Here is a 13,088-nt window from a genome sequence, read left to right as displayed (position 1 = left end):
ACCTCCGGTCGGCGGCCTTTTGGCAAGATCTTACGTTAAATTCATAATTATAAACGGGTTTATCATGAGCAAAAAACTGACTGGCTTTGAAAAAAAGCGCCGGTGGGGATGGCTTTGGCTCTTGTTGCTGGGGATTATCCTTGGTGCGGCGCTGTTGGCCGGCACCGCCACCGTCTTCCATAAAACCAGCGATACCGCCTTCTGCGTTTCCTGCCACACCATGCAACAGCCGCTGGCCGAATATCAGGGTAGCGTCCACTTCCAAAACACCAAGGGCATTCGCGCCGAATGCGCCGACTGCCACGTGCCTCATCAGCCGATCGATTACCTGTGGACCAAAATCCGCGCGGTGAAAGACATTTACGGCGAGATGGTCGGCACCATCGATACGCCGGAAAAATACGAAGCGCACAAGCTGGCGATGGCGCAATCGGTCTGGAAAACCCTGAAAGAAAACGACTCTGCCACCTGCCGCTCCTGCCACAGCTTCGACGCCATGGACATCACCGCCCAGCGCCCTGAAGCCCGCCTGCAGCACCCGGTGGCGATCAAGCAAGGCGAAACCTGCATCGACTGCCATAAAGGCGTGGCCCACATCCTGCCGGACATGAGCGGCGAAACCCAGGCCGGCGCCGCCGAGCTGGCGAAGGCCGCGGCGCTGACCGCACCGGGCGCCACCACCCTCTACACCATCGCCACCGAGCCGTTCTTCCTCAACGCAGGCGACAGCCACAACGCCGGCAACCTGATGCCGTCCACCGAAGTGCAGGTGGTGAAACAGGATGGCGACAACGTGCTGGCCACCGTGAGCGGCTGGCAGCAAGACGGGGTCGGCGAAGTGTTCTACGCCGCGCAGGGCAAACGCATCCTCAGCGTGCTGCTGGGTGAAGACGCGCGCAAACAGCTGAAGACCACCTCCACCCAGACCGATGCCGAAACCGGCCTGGTCTGGCATCAGGTCTCCCTGCAGGTGTGGCTGCCGCGCAAACAGCTGATCGACGATCAGCAAAAAATCTGGCGCTACGCCGCGGACATGATGTCGGCCAACTGCACCGGCTGCCACGGGCTGACCGCGCTCGATCGCTTCAACGCCAACCAATGGATCGGCGTTATCAAAGGCATGGCGCCGCGCACCTCGCTGACGCAGGAACAGCTGCGCGTACTGACGCAATACGTACAAAAACACGCCAGCGACATGCCACCTGCCGCACCGGCCAAGCTTTAAGGGAGAAGCGCAATGAGCAACCAACAACCGTTAAAAATGAGCCGTCGCCGCTTCCTGACCGGCGCCGCCGCGCTGACCGCCGTCCCGCTGTTGGCGGGGTTATGGCCCAAAGCGGCGCTGGCGCAGGCCATCAGCGAAGCGCTGCCGCAGTTCATCGTCTTGCGCCAGGCGCAGAAAGGTATTCTGACCGGCGCCCACTGGGGCGCATTTGAAGCCATCGTGCAAGACGGCAAGATGGTCGGCGTGCAGCCGGTGCAGGACGATCCGTACCCCAATGAACTGATCACCATGGCGCCTTATCAAGTGCACGCCGAGAACCGCATCAAATACCCGATGGTGCGTAAAAGCTGGCTGGAGGGCGGCCCCGGCAGCCGCACCGAGCTGCGTGGCCGCGACGAGTGGGTGCGCGTCAGCTGGGACAAAGCGACTGAACTGGTGTGCAATGAGATCACTCGCCTGCAAAAAGACCACGGGCCGCAGTCGATCTACGCCGGTTCCTACGGCTGGAAAAGCGTCGGCATGCTGCACAACAGCCGCACGCTGCTGCAGCGCCTGATGAACCTGACCGGCGGCTTCCTCGGCTACGCCGGCGACTACTCCACCGGCGCGGCGCAGGTGATCATGTCGCACGTGGTCGGTTCGATGGAGGTCTACGAACAGCAGACCGCCTGGCCGAACGTGATCGAGAACAGCGAGCTGGTGATCCTGTGGGGCTGCAACCCGATGGTCACGCTGAAAAACAGCTGGAACGTGCCGGATCACGTCGGCCAGACCGGTTTCGAAGCGCTGAAGAAAAAAGGCACCCGGGTGATCAGCATCGATCCGGTGCACAGCGACAGCGCCAAGTTCATCAACGCGCAGTGGATCGCCCCGCGTCCTTACACCGACGGCGCCATGCTGATCGGCATCGCCCATACGCTGCTGACCGAGAAGCTGCATAATCCGGACTTCCTGAACACCTATACCGTCGGCTTCGACAAGTTCCAGGCCTACCTGCTGGGCGAGAGCGACGGCGTAGAGAAAACCGCCGAATGGGCGGCCGACATCAGCGGCGTCGATGCCGACACGCTGCGCGGACTGGCGCGCGAGATGGCGAAGCACCGCACCATGATCATGGGCGGCTGGGGCATTCAGCGCCAGCACCACGGCGAACAGCAACACTGGCTGCTGGTGACGGTGGCGGCGATGCTCGGCCAGATCGGCCTGCCGGGCGGCGGCTTCGGCTTCAGCTACCACTATTCGTCCGGCGGCAGCCCGACCGCCAAGGGCGGCATCATCGCCGGCATCTCCGCCGGCAACGCGCCGAAGAACTCGCCGGCGCCGATCCCGGTGGCGCGCATCGCCGAATGCCTGAGCAACCCGGGCAAAACCATCGACTTCAACGGCGCCAAAGTCACCTACCCCGAGGTGAAAATGGTGTATGTGGCGGGCGGCAACACCTTCCACCAGCATCAGGACACCAACAACCTGGTCAAAGCCTGGCAGCGGCCGGACACCATCGTGGTCAACGAGCCTTACTGGACCGCCACCGCCAAGCATGCCGACATCGTGCTGCCGGCCACCACCAGCTACGAGCGCAACGATCTGGAGATGGGCGGCGATTATTCGCAGCTCTATGTGTTCCCGATGCACCGATGCGTACCGCCGCAGCACGAGTCGCGCAGCGACTTCGACATCTTCGCGGCGATGGCGGCGAAACTGGGCGTGCAGGAGGCCTTTACCGAAGGCAAGGACGAAACCCAGTGGCTGAAAGGCATGTATGACGACATGAAGAACCAGGCGCGCGCCGCCCGGGTGGCGCTGCCGCCGTTCGACATGTTCTGGCAATCCAACAACTACGTGCGCTTCCCGGTGCCGGAGGCCAACAAGCAGTGGGTGCGCTTCGCCGACTATCGCGACAACCCGCTGCTGAACCCGCTGGGCACGCCGTCGGGCAAGATCGAGATCTACTCCGACGCCATCGCCAAAATGCATTATGAGGATTGCCCCGGCATCCCGACCTGGATGCCGCCGCACGAGTGGTATCGCGGGCCGGAAGCGGCCAAATATCCGCTGTCGCTCAATACCGCGCACCCGACCAACCGGTTGCACTCCCAGCTCGACAACACGCCGCTGCGCGAGAAATACGCGGTGGCGGATCGTGAAGCGATCCTGATCCACCCGCAGGACGCGCAGCCGCGCGGCATCACCGGCGGCGACCTGGTGCGGGCATTCAACGATCGCGGGCAGATCCTGGTGGGCGCGGTAGTCAGCGAAGACGTACGGCCCGGCGTGGTGCGCATCAGCGAAGGCGCCTGGTTCGATCCGGCCGATCCGGCGCAGCCCGGTTCGCTGTGCAAGAACGGCAACGTCAACTGCCTGACCTTCGACATCGGCTCTTCCAGCCTGGCGCAGGGCAACTGCGGGCAGATGGCACAGTTGCAGATCGAGAAGTATCAGGGGCCAGTGCTGAAAAATACCGCACACGCGGTGCCGGAAGGCGCCTGATTTACCGGCAAGCAAGGGGGGCGCAACGCGCCCCTTTTTTCTCGCCGCCGCACGCAATATCCGTTTACCCTTCGCTGAGGGATAGCGGTTTGCGTTTCATTTCAACGGGCGTATGATGCGCGCGACCTCCCACTTTTGACGATTTCTCGACCGCCATGCCAACTTCCTCAGCAGTAACGCGACGCGCGCCCGATTTCACCTCGCTGGCCTTTTTGGCGGTGGCGTTTCTCACCGGCATCGCCGGCGCCTTGCAAACCCCGACGCTGAGCCTGTTTCTGGAGACCGAGGTCAAGGTGCGGCCGGCGCTGGTCGGGCTGTTCTTTACCGGTAGCGCGGTGATCGGCATTCTGGTCAGCCAGTTTCTCGCCAGCCGTTCGGATAAAAAAGGCGATCGCAAATCGCTGATCTTCCTTTGCTGCATGCTGGGCGCGCTGGGTTTCACCCTGTTCGCCTGGAACCGCGACTATTACCTGCTGCTGATCGTCGGCGTGGTGCTGACCAGCTTCGGCTCCACCGCCAACCCGCAGATGTTTGCGCTGGCGCGCGAGCATGCCGACCGCACCGGCCGCGAGGCGGTGATGTTCACTTCCGTGATGCGCGCGCAGGTCTCCCTCGCCTGGGTGATCGGCCCGCCGATCGCCTTCGCGTTGGCGCTGGGTTTCGGCTTTAAGGCCATGTATCTGGCGGGTGCGGCAGCCTTCGTGCTGTGCGGTCTGCTGGTGTGGAAGCTGTTGCCTTCGATGCCGAAAAGCGCGGCGACGGGCGCCCCACTGGCCGCCCCGCGGCAGCATCGTCGCGATTCGCTGCTGCTGTTCGCCGCCTGCACCCTGATGTGGACCGCCAACAGCATGTATCTGATCAACATGCCGCTGTACGTGGTGCACGAACTGCGGCTGCCGGAGCGGCTGGCCGGGGTGTTGATGGGTGCCGCCGCCGGGCTGGAGATCCCGATTATGCTGCTCGCCGGCTTGGTGGCTAAGCGCTGCGGCAAGCGTTTCCTGATGCGGGTGGCAGTGATCGCCGGCGTGTTGTTCTACTGCGGCCTGCTGTTTATCACCGGCAGTTGGCAGCTCATCGCCCTGCAACTGCTGAATGCGGCGTTTATCGGCGTGCTGGCGGGGATCGGCATGCTCTATTTTCAGGATTTGATGCCCGGCCAGGCCGGGGCCGCCACCACGCTGTTCACCAACACCACCCGGGTGGGCTGGATCATCGCCGGCTCGATCGCCGGTGCGGTGGCGGAAATCTGGAACTACCATGCGGTGTTTTACGCCGCACTGGCGATGACGGTGGGTGCCACGCTGTGCCTGTGGCGGTTGAAAGACGCTTAGGGTGCGGTGTCCGCTTCCAGCCTGGCAAGGTAGATCAACGCCTGATCGCGGTGATCGTGGCACATGTCGCGACTCGGCTGCAGGCTGCCGCACACCTTCGGCCGTAACGGCGAATGAAACAGACCACAGCGCAACTGTTCATCCAAATGAATGCAGCGGGTATTGGCGGGCTTGCCGTTCGGCATGCCGGGGATCGGGCTGGATATTGACGGCGCGATACAGCAGGCGCCGCAGTCGCTGCGACAGTCCATCAGCGCTACTCCTGGTGGGCTGGGGAAAAGAAGCGCGACAATAGCAGCCGCGCGCAGCGGCCGCCAGCAGAATCCCTGCATCCCGGCGATCTTTACACGCATCACCCTGCGCCGGCCGGCTTCACACCATGGTGAAAAAACGCCCAACAAACCTTGATTTAAAGAAAAAAACGCGTGAAACGTGCAACTCCCCTGCTTTACATGCGTCATACACCCATGTACCATTGAGCTAGTACAAAAGAACCCATCCCAGGAGCACGCATGTCTACGGACACCATCCAGAAGCTGTCCCGCCCTTCAGTACTCGGCGGCGCGATGATCATTGCCGGTACCGCCGTTGGCGCCGGCATGTTTTCCATTCCGATCGTCACTTCCGGTGTCTGGTTCAGCGGCTCCGTCGCGCTGCTGGTGTATACCTGGGCCTGCATGTTGCTTTCCGGCCTGATGATCCTCGAAGCCACGCTGCATTACCCGAGCGGCGCCAGCTTCAATACCATGGTCAAGGACCTGCTGGGTAAAGGCTGGAACGCCGTGAACGGCCTGTCGGTGGCGTTCGTGCTGTATATCCTGACCTACGCCTATATCTCCGCCGGCGGCTCGATCATCGCCCACACGCTGGAAGGCGTCGTCGGCGTCGGCCAGACCACCGCCGGCCTGGTGTTCGCGCTGGTCGTGGCGTTTATCGTCTGGCTCTCCACCCGTGCGGTCGACCGCCTGAGCACCATTCTGATCGGCGGCATGGTGATCACCTTCGTGATGTCGGTGGGCGACATGTTTACCCACGTGCAGCCCGCAGTGCTGTTCAACACCGGCGATGACCAGGCCAGCTATCTGCCTTACGCCCTGGCGGCGCTGCCTTACCTGCTGACCTCGTTCGGCTACCACGGCAACATTCCCGGGTTGGTGAAGTACTACCACAAGGACAGCGGCTCCGTGGTGCGCAGCCTGGTATACGGCACCCTGCTGGCGCTGGCGATCTACATCCTGTGGCAGTATGTGATTCAGGGCAATATCGCGCGCGACGCCTTTAAGCAGGTGATCGCCGAAGGCGGAAACATCGGCAGCCTGCTCAAGCAAATGGGCAACGTCTCCAGCAGCCAGGCCGTCAGCCAACTGCTGAACGCCTTCTCCTATATGGCGCTGGCCAGCTCGTTCCTTGGGGTGTCGCTCGGCCTGTTCGACTACCTGGCTGACTTCTGCAAGTTCAAGGACGATGCCGTCGGGCGCAGCAAGACCGCGCTGGTGACCTTCGTGCCGCCGACCCTGGCCGCACTGCTGTTCCCGAACGGTTTCCTGTACGCCATCGGCTTCGCCGGGCTGGCGGCCACCGTCTGGGCGGTGATCGTGCCGGCGCTGATGGCGCGCGCCAGCCGCCGCCGCCATCCGCAGGCGGGCTACCGTGCTCCGGGCGGCAACGGCGTGATCCTGTTCGTCATCCTGTTCGGGCTGATCAACGCCGCTGCGCATATTCTGTCGCTGTTCGGCCTGCTGCCGGTATTCCAGTAATCCTTGACGGGAGGGCGCTCGCCCCCCTTTCCCGCACTGTTTTTACGCCGGGCTATTGCCTGAAATCGGCGGCGCGAGTACCTTGTCGCAACTTCTCTAATACTCTTCATTGCGGATGAATTGAAATGGCAAGAGCTAACGAAATTAAACGCGGCATGGCGATCAGCTACAACGGCAAGCTGCTGCTGGTGAAAGACATCGACGTGCAGAGCCCGAGCGCCCGCGGCGCCAGCACCCTGTACAAAATGCGCTTCTCCGACGTGCGTACCGGCCTGAAAGTGGAAGAGCGCTTCAAGGGCGACGATATCCTGGACACCATTTCCCTGTCGCGCCGCAAGGTGAACTTCTCCTATATCGACGGCGAAGAATACGTGTTTATGGATGACGAGGACTACACCCCGTACATCTTCAAGAAAGACCAGATCGAAGACGAGCTGCTGTTCATTCCGGAAGGTGGCCTGCCGGGCATGCAGGTGCTGACGCTGGACGGCCAGGTGCTGGCGCTGGAGTTGCCGCAGACCGTGGATATGGAAATCGTCGAGACCGCGCCGGGCATCAAAGGCGCTTCCGCCAGCGCCCGCAACAAACCGGCCACCATGGCGACCGGCCTGGTGATCCACGTGCCGGAATACCTCAGTGCCGGCGACAAAATCCGCATTCATATCGCCGAACGCCGCTATATGAGCCGCGCCGACTAGTCGACGCCAACGGGGCCGATATCGGCCCCGTTTCATTTTCCGCTACGGCAATGCGGTGAAAGCACGGCAGGCGGAGCCTACTGCGTTTGCATAAGTGGTGACGGTCGAAGGTGTGGGCGGTGCGGTGAGGGGCCTGCAGGTCTGAGGATAACCATGCCGGCGTAACGTTACGCCGGCATGGCGGAACGACTTAACGATAAACGACCGTCATAACAGCAAGTTTTTTCTGTTGGTCTACCCACTTCATTTCGGTTGTGCCTAGATTGAGCGGAAGTTCTTTGCGTGTAGTATCAAAACCTGACAACGCTTGCTGGGCCTGATAATGCCGGCCGTTGCGGTAACATTGCGTATTCGCCTTAGAATCTGCAATATTGACCGTGCAAGGACTTTCAACGATAGAACCGACGAAGCGAATTACCCCGCCGGCAACTCCTGCATGACTCACTGCCGTCCATGAAAACAACATTCCTACGATCAAAAATAACCGAAAGGTATTCATGGCAACCTCATTTTTAGTTAAGCCAATTTAACCATAGAGGATCTTGTTCGGAATAATCGCAAGGAAAGGGGAACGATTTGATCGTTAATCGGGTAATTAACAAAGTAAAAACAAGCTACTAACAAGCCTTAACCCTGTCTAATGCATGGTTTTATCTACGAATTTTCTTGCCACTAAAGATGGATTTTGTCGTTTGAAAAGCGCATGTTGACGTGCAGAATTTGCGAGATGGAGCACAAATTAAATAGCGGCCGCGTCGCTGCCCACGCAATATCGCTCATTTATCAAGCAGATTAATTATTGCATTCAGGAATTATTGATGACCAAAACCAATCTGATTACCGGCTTCCTCGGCAGCGGTAAAACCACCACCATCCGCCATTTGCTGGCCCATAAACCCGAGCACGAACGCTGGGCGGTATTGGTCAACGAATTCGGCGAGATCGGCATCGACGGCGCGCTGCTGGCGGACAGCGGCGCTGTGCTGAAAGAGATCCCCGGCGGCTGCATGTGCTGCGTCAACGGCCTGCCGATGCAGGTGGGCTTGAATATGCTGCTGCAACAGGCCAAACCGGACCGGCTGTTGATCGAGCCGACCGGGCTCGGGCACCCGAAGCAAATCCTGGCGCTACTGACCCAAGAGAGCTATGCCGGCTGGATCGATCTGCAGGCCACGTTATGTCTGCTGGATGCCCGTCAGCTCAGCCAGCCCCGCTACCGCGACAACGAAAACTTCCGCGATCAGTTGGCCGCGGCCGACATTATTTTAGCCAGCAAAAGCGATACCTATCAGCCGGAAGACCGGCTGGCGCTAGAGGCGTGGGCGGCGCAGGATCCGTTGCAGCGCCCCTGCTACGCCATCGCGCAAGGCGAGGCGGATGTCGCGCTGTTGGCGCGTCCACGCACAAATCGCACAGAATTGCCGGACGCGCAGCATCATCATGGGCAGGCGAAAACGCAAGGGCTGGCGGCGCTGCGGCTGCCGGAGAACGCCCGCTGGCGCCGTGCGCTGAACCAGGGGCAAGGCTTCACCAGCTGCGGCTGGATTTTTGACGGCGACACCCAGTTCGACACCGTTGGCTTTATGGAATGGGTGCGGCTGGCGCCGGTCGAACGCGCCAAAGGCGTGGTACGCATCGCCGAAGGCACGCTGCTCATCAACCGCCAGGGGCAGGATCTCAGCATCGAAACCCGCCCGGTAGCGCCGCTCGACAGCCGAATTGAGCTGATCCACAGCGAAAATGCCGATTGGAACGCCCTGCAATCCGCCTTGTTTAAGATTCGTTTAAGTTAAACCCCGTACCGTTGCCCCCCGGTCGCTGCAGGGCGGCCGGGTTTTGTTTTCATTTTTTCCAACAGGTTATTTCATGACACGCCGCAATTTACCCTTCATTCTCTTCTTCAACTTACTGGGCGTTGCGCTGTTTCTGTCCTGGTTCCTGCCGGCCAATCACGGCGGCTGGTTTACGCTGGATTCGGCAATCTTCTTCTTCTTTAACCGCCATCTGGCCACCGACCCGGCATTTTTACATCTGGTCGCCATCACCAATAACCGCGCGTTCGATGCGATCTCACTGCTCGCCATGGGCCTGCTGTATCTGTACTTCTACCTGAAACAGGACGCCGCCGGCCGCCGCCGTCTGGTGATCACCGGCGTGGTAATGCTGCTGACCGCCGTGGTGCTGAACCAGCTTGGCCACCTGTTGCCGGTGAAGCATCCCAGCCCAACGCTGACCTTCGACAATATCAATCGCGTCAGCGAGCTGACCGGCATCCCCACCAAGGACGCGTCCGGCGACAGCTTCCCCGGCGATCACGGCATGATGCTGATTATTTTTTCCTGCTTTATGCTGCGTTATTTCGGCCGCGGCGCCTTCGCCGTTGCCCTGCTGATCACCCTGGTCTTTTCATTGCCCCGCGTGATGATTGGCGCACACTGGTTTACCGATATCGCCGTAGGCTCGCTGTCCGTTGTCCTGGTCGGCGCCAGTTGGGTGCTGATGACGCCTTGCAGCGACCGGATTGTTAATCGATTGAACCGTCTGCTGCCCGGCACGCACTGCCCCGGCCAGCCATAACCTGCATCTATGACTTATCCCGGGAGGCGCTGCCTCCCGTCCGCAGCCCCGCCGCCGCAGGCAAATTTCCGCCACTGTCCGTTAACGCTTTTGCAACCTGATTTCACGCCAGATTCATACATCAGACAATTGGCGCTTTTTATATGAAGATTTACATTATGTTACATCACAAATTCATATAAAAAAGACGGGAAAAAGACTCGCAATCCCCTATTTGTTCCGGTAATCTCGGATGCGTTTGTGCCTGGTTTAAGTCGAATCAGTACGGAATCCGATAAAAATGTGCGTTCCTGCACGTTTTCAACGGTAACTGATTGTCGATGCGACAGGTGCAGATTAGGCTCGTTCCGTTTGGCATTTTTCAGGTAGCGACTTTCGTCGTTAAGGACTTCAAGGGAAAACAACAACAATGGTCAAATCTCAACCGTTTCTGAGATATTTTTTGCGGGTAGTCCCTGCAATCGCCGCTGCGATTATGCTCTCAGCGTGTAGCTCGACCCACACTTCGAACTTGAGTAACGCACAAACTGAGATGCGTGCAGTTAATGACAAAGACGGTCTTTTACTGCAAGCCTCTCAGGATGAATTCGAAGCAATGGTCCGCAACGTTGACGTCAAGTCAAAGATTATGGATCAGTACGCGGACTGGAAAGGCGTTCGCTACCGCTTAGGCGGTGACACCAAACGCGGCATCGATTGCTCGGCGTTTGTGCAGCGCACCTTCCGCGAACAATTTGGTATGGATTTACCGCGCTCAACCTATGAACAGGAAGATCTCGGCAAGAAAATTCAGCGCACCAAGCTGCGCGCCGGTGATTTGGTGCTGTTCCGTGCCGGTTCCACCGGGCGGCATGTCGGCATCTATTTAGGTAACGATCAATTCGTTCATGCCTCCACCAGCAGTGGTGTCATGATTTCCAAGCTGACCGATAACTACTGGGATAAGCGTTATCGAGAAGCGCGCCGGGTGCTGAGTAACGGCTGACGGCGCATCCCTGAAGATCCTGAATACCAAACGAGCGATAAGCGCCGCCTACGGGCGGCGTTTTTTTTGGCTGTCGTACAGGTCTGGAGTGCGCATCCTCCCTCTCCCCTCTCTGCTGAACGCCGCCGCCCGCCATTATTTTGATAAACTGTTGACAGGAAATCACCCCGGCGAGGAAAAACTCGCCTATTATCGTCAGATGACGGCAATGACGCCCCGGCGTTATTTAAATTGTTGCCGCTTAAAATATGCGCAATATATTTTTGTCGGCGACGCGTCACATTTAAACAGCGCCGCCGGCTGGGTATAGGATAAAAAGGCAAAAATGAAAAAAAAGCCGTTGGCACAATCCATTAAGCTGCTGCGCGATAATCATGAAGACCTGTTGCTGAGGGCTCGGTTATGGGCTTGAAAAGGGCATTCGCCCGCAGCGTGTCGCACCGACAGCGCAGCCTGGCTAAAAGCGGCATCGCCGCCCTGGTATTTTTTACGTTATTCACAACAGTCACACTTTCTTTGATTAACCATCAGCGCACGCAATATCAGCACAAAGTGGAAGCGCGTACGCAAAAATTCACGCAGGGTTATATCTCGCACCTGATGGACGTCATGCAGAAGATGATGCCGTTGTTGGACAAACCTTGTCTCTCCAGCCAGTCGGACATTACTTACCAGGCGGCCTTTACCAGCGGCGTGCGCACCTTCCTGTTGGTGAAAGACGGTTACGCTTATTGCTCCTCCGCCACCGGCGACATGATGCTGCCGATGAAAACCCTGTACCAAGACATCGACTGGACGCTGCGCCTGGACTTCAAGCTGCAGCAGGGTACACCGATCGTGCCTAACAAACCGGCGGTCGCCGTTTGGCTGCGGCATCCCGGCGATCAGGCCACCGGCATTCTCGCCACGCTGGATATCGATCTGATGCCCTACCTGCTGTTCACCTCGCATGACGAACAGGCGCCGGGCATCGCTATCGTTATGGGCGACCGCGCGCTAACCACGTTCAGCCCGAACCTGATGCCGGTCGCTCAACTGCCGAAAGGCAAGGCGGATTACCTGACGCTGCCCAATCTGCCGCTGACCATCATGTTTTATAACGAAAAGCTGCGGCCCAACGACATTCGCCTGACGCTACTGGGCAGCCTGGTGCTGTCGATGATGATCGGCGTACTCTGCTACTATATGCTGCTGTTGCGACAAAGCCCGGAACGCGCGCTGCTGCGCGGCATCAAACGCAACGAGTTCTTTATCGAATACCAGCCGGTGTTTCATACCGGCAGCAACAGCATCGGCGGGCTGGAAGCGTTGATCCGCTGGCAACACCCGATCGAGGGGCGCATCCCGCCCGATGTCTTTATCCCCTACGCCGAGAGCAACGGCCTGATCGTGCCGCTCACCCGCCATCTGTTCAAGCTGATCGCCGAAGATGCGCCACAGCTCGCCAACGCGTTGCCGCAGGGTGCCAAGCTCGGCCTCAATATTTCGCCTGCCCATCTCAGCGAGCCGTCGTTCCATCAGGACGTGTTTGAGCTGCTGGCACAGTTGCCGTGCCACTACTTTACGCTGGTGTTTGAAATCACCGAACGCGGCATGGTGGAAGAAGAAAGCGCGCTGGCGGAGTTCGACTGGCTGCATAAACAAGGCATCGAGATCGCGGTAGACGATTTCGGCACCGGCCATAGCGCGCTGATCTATCTTGAGCGCTTTACCATGGATTACCTGAAGATCGACCGCGGCTTCGTCAATACCATCGGCCAAGACACGGTCACCGCGCCGGTGCTGGATGCGGTGATCTCGCTGGCGAAGAAGCTGAAGATGCTGACGGTGGCCGAAGGCGTGGAGACCGCCGAGCAGATGCAGTTCCTGCAAGAACACGGCGTCAACTTCATGCAGGGTTACTACTTCAGTAAGCCGTTGAGCATCGACAATTTCGCCGCTTACTGCAATGCCCATCAGGTCTTTGATTATCAGGCGAAAAATAGTTAATCTTTGAGCATCTTTACCCTGCGCCCGCCCGAAGAATGT

At 59.2% G+C, this 13,088-nt stretch carries 12 protein-coding genes; 10 read left to right on the top strand and 2 right to left on the bottom strand.

From position 1 onward, the window contains the following. The first annotated feature begins 64 nt into the window (after positions 1-64). The 3 genes from BHU62_RS08820 to BHU62_RS08810 all read left to right on the top strand — a co-directional run bounded on the left by BHU62_RS08820 (position 65) and on the right by BHU62_RS08810 (position 5,043). Positions 65-1,225: a NapC/NirT family cytochrome c gene (locus tag BHU62_RS08820; RefSeq protein ID WP_073531567.1), complete on the top strand. Its 1,161-nt coding sequence runs from the start codon at positions 65-67 to the stop codon at positions 1,223-1,225. A 12-nt stretch (positions 1,226-1,237) separates the two neighbouring features. Continuing rightward, positions 1,238-3,712, top strand: coding sequence for a trimethylamine-N-oxide reductase TorA (torA, locus tag BHU62_RS08815; protein ID WP_073531566.1), 2,475 nt, complete (start codon positions 1,238-1,240; stop codon positions 3,710-3,712). A 155-nt stretch (positions 3,713-3,867) separates the two neighbouring features. After that, on the top strand, positions 3,868-5,043 hold the full coding sequence (locus tag BHU62_RS08810; protein WP_073531565.1) for a sugar efflux transporter: 1,176 nt from the start codon (positions 3,868-3,870) through the stop codon (positions 5,041-5,043). Here the strand turns inward: BHU62_RS08810 and BHU62_RS08805 are convergent. Continuing rightward, positions 5,040-5,294 carry a YkgJ family cysteine cluster protein gene (locus BHU62_RS08805; protein ID WP_019453627.1) on the bottom strand — a complete coding sequence of 85 codons (255 nt, stop codon included), beginning with the start codon at positions 5,292-5,294 and terminating at the stop codon, positions 5,040-5,042. The genes BHU62_RS08810 and BHU62_RS08805 overlap by 4 nt on opposite strands. 261 nt (positions 5,295-5,555) lie before the next feature. On the opposite strand from BHU62_RS08805, the gene mtr reads away from it, so the two are divergent. Further along, positions 5,556-6,800: a tryptophan permease gene (mtr, locus tag BHU62_RS08800; RefSeq protein WP_073531564.1), complete on the top strand. Its 1,245-nt coding sequence runs from the start codon at positions 5,556-5,558 to the stop codon at positions 6,798-6,800. 125 nt (positions 6,801-6,925) lie between these two features. Continuing rightward, positions 6,926-7,498: an elongation factor P-like protein YeiP gene (yeiP, locus tag BHU62_RS08795; protein WP_004935725.1), complete on the top strand. Its 573-nt coding sequence runs from the start codon at positions 6,926-6,928 to the stop codon at positions 7,496-7,498. A 190-nt stretch (positions 7,499-7,688) separates the two neighbouring features. On the opposite strand, the gene BHU62_RS08790 is transcribed toward yeiP, so the two are convergent. Continuing rightward, on the bottom strand, positions 7,689-7,997 hold the full coding sequence (locus tag BHU62_RS08790; RefSeq protein ID WP_073531563.1) for a type 1 fimbrial protein: 309 nt from the start codon (positions 7,995-7,997) through the stop codon (positions 7,689-7,691). Between the two features lie 319 nt (positions 7,998-8,316). Between BHU62_RS08790 and BHU62_RS08785 the strand changes: the two genes are divergently transcribed. The 5 genes from BHU62_RS08785 to BHU62_RS08765 all read left to right on the top strand — a co-directional run bounded on the left by BHU62_RS08785 (position 8,317) and on the right by BHU62_RS08765 (position 13,049). After that, positions 8,317-9,291 carry a CobW family GTP-binding protein gene (locus BHU62_RS08785; protein ID WP_073531562.1) on the top strand — a complete coding sequence of 325 codons (975 nt, stop codon included), beginning with the start codon at positions 8,317-8,319 and terminating at the stop codon, positions 9,289-9,291. Between the two features lie 73 nt (positions 9,292-9,364). Then, positions 9,365-10,075, top strand: coding sequence for a phosphatase PAP2 family protein (locus BHU62_RS08780; protein ID WP_073531561.1), 711 nt, complete (start codon positions 9,365-9,367; stop codon positions 10,073-10,075). Positions 10,076-10,484: 409 nt separating this feature from the next. After that, on the top strand, positions 10,485-11,060 hold the full coding sequence (gene mepS, locus BHU62_RS08770; RefSeq protein ID WP_073531559.1) for a bifunctional murein DD-endopeptidase/murein LD-carboxypeptidase: 576 nt from the start codon (positions 10,485-10,487) through the stop codon (positions 11,058-11,060). Positions 11,061-11,148: 88 nt separating this feature from the next. Then, positions 11,149-11,370: a hypothetical protein gene (locus tag BHU62_RS24885; RefSeq protein ID WP_139282263.1), complete on the top strand. Its 222-nt coding sequence runs from the start codon at positions 11,149-11,151 to the stop codon at positions 11,368-11,370. A gap of 92 nt (positions 11,371-11,462) precedes the next feature. After that, positions 11,463-13,049: a cyclic di-GMP phosphodiesterase gene (locus BHU62_RS08765; protein WP_073531558.1), complete on the top strand. Its 1,587-nt coding sequence runs from the start codon at positions 11,463-11,465 to the stop codon at positions 13,047-13,049. Positions 13,050-13,088 lie beyond the last annotated feature (39 nt).

The sequence above is a fragment of the Serratia marcescens genome (assembly GCF_001902635.1).
Lineage (GTDB): Bacteria > Pseudomonadota > Gammaproteobacteria > Enterobacterales > Enterobacteriaceae > Serratia > Serratia marcescens_F.
Note: the sequence above shows the minus strand (reverse complement) of the source record. Positions and strands in the feature narration are given on the sequence as shown.

What these genes read in the sequence shown, in the direction of transcription:
- BHU62_RS08820 (WP_073531567.1), top strand. Translation starts at nt 65, where the DNA reads ATGAGCAAAAAACTGACTGGCTTTGAAAAAAAGCGCCGGTGGGGATGG.
- yeiP (WP_004935725.1), top strand. Translation starts at nt 6,926, where the DNA reads ATGGCAAGAGCTAACGAAATTAAACGCGGCATGGCGATCAGCTACAAC.
- BHU62_RS08805 (WP_019453627.1), bottom strand. Translation starts at nt 5,294, where the DNA reads ATGGACTGTCGCAGCGACTGCGGCGCCTGCTGTATCGCGCCGTCAATA.
- torA (WP_073531566.1), top strand. Translation starts at nt 1,238, where the DNA reads ATGAGCAACCAACAACCGTTAAAAATGAGCCGTCGCCGCTTCCTGACC.
- BHU62_RS08785 (WP_073531562.1), top strand. Translation starts at nt 8,317, where the DNA reads ATGACCAAAACCAATCTGATTACCGGCTTCCTCGGCAGCGGTAAAACC.
- BHU62_RS08790 (WP_073531563.1), bottom strand. Translation starts at nt 7,997, where the DNA reads ATGAATACCTTTCGGTTATTTTTGATCGTAGGAATGTTGTTTTCATGG.
- BHU62_RS08780 (WP_073531561.1), top strand. Translation starts at nt 9,365, where the DNA reads ATGACACGCCGCAATTTACCCTTCATTCTCTTCTTCAACTTACTGGGC.
- BHU62_RS08765 (WP_073531558.1), top strand. Translation starts at nt 11,463, where the DNA reads ATGGGCTTGAAAAGGGCATTCGCCCGCAGCGTGTCGCACCGACAGCGC.
- mepS (WP_073531559.1), top strand. Translation starts at nt 10,485, where the DNA reads ATGGTCAAATCTCAACCGTTTCTGAGATATTTTTTGCGGGTAGTCCCT.
- mtr (WP_073531564.1), top strand. Translation starts at nt 5,556, where the DNA reads ATGTCTACGGACACCATCCAGAAGCTGTCCCGCCCTTCAGTACTCGGC.
- BHU62_RS08810 (WP_073531565.1), top strand. Translation starts at nt 3,868, where the DNA reads ATGCCAACTTCCTCAGCAGTAACGCGACGCGCGCCCGATTTCACCTCG.